The organism is Streptomyces sp. URMC 123 (assembly GCF_051386515.1).
GTDB lineage: Bacteria > Actinomycetota > Actinomycetes > Streptomycetales > Streptomycetaceae > Streptomyces.
Window position 1 is genome coordinate 1 of sequence record NZ_JBPQTV010000485.1, and the last position, 3,520, is coordinate 3,520.

Genomic DNA, 3,520 nt, shown 5'->3' on the forward strand with positions numbered 1-3,520 from the left:
GTCCCACGCCCCGCGCGCCGGTGCCGGCGCTCGCCGGTACGGAGGCGGGGCGTGGGACGCGGGGGGTGCCGGCGGCTCCGGCGGTACGCGCGGTTCCGGCACCCCGGAGGCCGCCGGTGCTCCCGGTGCCCCCGGCGTCGCGGGCGGCACGGCTCCTGCGGTGGGCGTGGGCCGCCCTGTGCGCGCGGTGCGTGCGGTCCTCCAGCCAGCTGTCGCAGTCCGGCGTCAGGGCTATCGCCGACGGAGCCGGCACGTCCAGGCGCTCCGCGAGATCCCTGACCAGGCGATACAGCTCCGGAGCGGTCTCCTCCGGGATCGGCACGGTCGGGCTGACCGCCGGCCTGGCCCTTACGAGGACCGCCGTCACGACGGAGGCGAGGAGCAGGGCGAGGGCCGCGGCCGCCAGGCTCGCCCAGCGCACCACGTCCCAGCCGGGCGCGGTGAGCCGGCCGGTCGCCGCGGCCACGTACAGGATCACCGCGATCGCCGCCGGCAACAGGGCCGCGGCCAGCGCGGTGCTGCGGATGCGCAGGACCGCGAGGGCTCGGGAGCGCGCGAAGTGCGTGCCTGCCTCCGCACCGGCCGGGTGGGACACGATCGAAGTTCACCCCCTGCTGAGTCGCTCGCCGCGGTGGTGGCCGCTGATGCCCGGCGCCGCACCGGTGTTCGACGCATGTCGGCGCCGCCGCCGGCGCCGGCGTCCGTCATCCCCACTGTGGCACCGGCGCATCCAACCGCAATGCCGGTGGGCCAGTTGCCGGACGCACTGGCCGCACACTAGTTGGGGGCGGGGCGGGCGTCAGCCGGATGAGGCAGCGGTCACCCGATGGGGGTGGGGTGGCCCTCACTTCCGCGTGAGGGCCCCTTCGGCCGGCTCGACGTCGGTCGGATCGGCTTCGGCCGGCTCGACGTCGCTCGGATCGGCTTCGGCCGGCTCGACGTCGCTCGGATCAATGTCGGTCAGATCGACGCGGCGATGTCGCGGCGGTGGTGGCCGCCGTCCAGCCGCACCCGGCTCACCGCCGCGTACACCCGCTCGCGCGCCTGGGCGACCGTCTCCCCCGTCGCGACGACGGACAGCACCCGCCCGCCCGCGCTGACGACCTCGCCGGACTCCCGCCGTGCCGTGCCCGCGTGCAGCACGTACGCGTGCGGCTCCGCCTCGGAGACCTCGTCGAGCCCCTCGATCGGGTCGCCCGTGCGCGGCGTCCCCGGGTAGTTGTGCGAGGCGATCACGACGGTGACGGCGGCGCCGTCGCTCCAGCGCAGCGGCGGGAACGTGGCGAGGGTGCCGTTCGCGGCGGCGAGCAGCAGCCCGGAGAGGGGCGTCCTGAGGCGGGCGAGGACGACCTGCGTCTCGGGGTCGCCGAAGCGCGCGTTGAACTCGATGACGCGGACGCCGCGCGAGGTGATGGCGAGGCCCGCGTAGAGAAGGCCGGAGAACGGCGTGCCGCGGCGGCGCAGCTCGTCGACGGTGGGCTGGAGGACGGTGGCCAGCACCTCGTCGACCAGCTTCGGGTCGGCCCAGGGCAGCGGGGAGTACGCGCCCATGCCGCCGGTGTTCGGACCCTCGTCGCCGTCGAGGGCGCGCTTGAAGTCCTGGGCGGGCTGGAGCGGCACGACGGTCTCGCCGTCGGTGACGGCGAAGAGGGAGACCTCGGGGCCGTCGAGGTACTCCTCGATGACGACCTGGTCGCAGGCGAGCGCGTGCTCCCGCGCGACCTGCAGGTCCTCGGTGACGACGACGCCCTTGCCCGCGGCGAGGCCGTCGTCCTTGACGACGTAGGGCGCGCCGAAGGCGTCGAGGGCCTCGTCGATCTCCTCGGGCGTGGTGCAGACGTAGGAGCGGGCGGTGGGGACGCCGGCGGTGGCCATGACGTCCTTGGCGAACGCCTTGGAGCCCTCCAGCCGGGCGGCCTCCGCGGAGGGGCCGAAGACGGGGATGCCGCGCTCGCGCACGGCGTCGGCGACCCCGGCGACCAGCGGGGCCTCCGGCCCGACGACGACGAGGCCGGCGCCGAGGGAGGAGGCCAGGTCGGCGACCGCCGCGCCGTCCAGCGCGTCTACCGGGTGCAGCTCCGCGACCTCGGCGATCCCGGCGTTGCCGGGGGCGCAGTGCAGCGCGGTGACGTCGGGATCGAGGGAGAGTGAGCGGCACAGGGCGTGTTCGCGGGCGCCGCCGCCGATGACGAGGACCTTCACCCGGCTCAGGGTAGTGGCCGGGGCGCGCGGCGGGCCCGGCGACCCCGGGGACCGCGCCGACGCTCCTGGCGGCGGGGGCGGGGCCTCACTCCTTGGAGTGAGCTCCGGTGGTGTTCTGCGCCTGATCACGCAATACTTCCGGGCGGATTTCCGGAATTCCGGGGCCTGCCGCCATCCGTTCGGCGGTAGGAAGAGGGCTGCGCCTCGGGCGCCGTACGCCACGGAGCCCGAGGGCGGGGCTTCTCCGGGCGTGCGTATCAGCGGTATCAGCGGTGCGAGAGGTCCAGAGGAGCACACGGGTGAGTCAGCCGGAGATGCAGCCCGAGGGACCTCCTCGGGGGGATGCTCGAGGGGATGTGCGGGGGGACGTGGGTCGTCGGCAGGGGGATCTGCTGGGCCGCCCCTTCCCGCTCGGGGACTGGGGGGAGCCCGCGGAGCGGCTCGGTGAGCTGTACCGCTGGGTGGAGGGCCGGGCGCTGCGCACGGTCGACTGGTATCTGGAGCGCCGGCACGCCAAGCGGCGCGCCGCCCGGGTGCTGCGGCTGGTGGCGGCGGGCTCGACGGTGCTGGGGCTGGCGCTGCCGCTGCTCGATCTGTCCGGGGTGATCGACTCGGGCACCGGCTGGGGCTATCTTGCGCTGCTGCTGGCGGCGGCCTGCGCGGGCAGCGACCGGTTCTTCGGGCTGACCTCGGGCTGGATGCGCGACGTGGCGACGGCGCAGGCGGTGCAGCGGCGGCTGGAGCAGCTCCAGTTCGACTGGGCGTCGGAGAGCGTGCGCGAGGTGCTCGGCCCGACGGAGGGCACGGCGAGCGAGGCCGCGGAGCGGTGCCTGCTGGTGCTGCGCCGGTTCGCGGAGGACGTGTCGGAGCTGGTGCGGGCGGAGACCGCGGACTGGATGGTGGAGTTCCGGGCGCGCTCGGGGCCGCTGCGCACCCAGTCGATGGCGCACTGGGGGCAGCCGCACCGGGCCGACGCCAACGGGCAGTCGGCGAGCCGCTTTCCGCTGCCGCCCGGGACGCGGCCGAACATGCCGCGGCAGCGGCCGCCGGAAGCGCCCCGCTGACGTCGTTCGTCCCGATCGGCCCGGCTGAGGACGGTCGTTCCGATCGGCCGGCGGCCGGCGGTGGGTCCGCCCGCCGGCCGTCAGCTGAAGACGATCATTGAGCCCTGGCCGAGGCTGCGGGTGACGGCCGCGTGCAGCCCGAGCCAGACATGGCGCTCGCGCGCGTACGGGCTGTCGTCGTAGCCGGCGGTGACGGCCGGCTCCTCCCGCGCGGCCCACCGCGCTGGAGGAGCCGGCGCGGCGGGCGGGTTGGC

2 protein-coding genes and 1 pseudogene are annotated in these 3,520 nt (G+C 75.8%); 1 reads left to right on the forward strand and 2 read right to left on the reverse strand.

All coding sequences use genetic code 11. From position 1 onward, the window contains the following. A pseudogene (locus ACSNOD_RS29755) lies at positions 1 to 595 on the reverse strand (hypothetical protein); the annotation flags it as partial. A 365-nt stretch (positions 596 to 960) separates the two neighbouring features. After that, the gene (gene purD, locus ACSNOD_RS29760) at positions 961 to 2,202 is read right to left on the reverse strand and encodes a phosphoribosylamine--glycine ligase (RefSeq protein ID WP_436770188.1); all 1,242 of its coding nucleotides are present in this window, start codon (positions 2,200 to 2,202) and stop codon (positions 961 to 963) included. 299 nt (positions 2,203 to 2,501) lie between these two features. On the opposite strand from purD, the gene ACSNOD_RS29765 reads away from it, so the two are divergent. Further along, the gene (locus ACSNOD_RS29765; RefSeq protein WP_436770189.1) at positions 2,502 to 3,266 is read left to right on the forward strand and encodes an SLATT domain-containing protein; all 765 of its coding nucleotides are present in this window, start codon (positions 2,502 to 2,504) and stop codon (positions 3,264 to 3,266) included. Positions 3,267 to 3,520 lie beyond the last annotated feature (254 nt).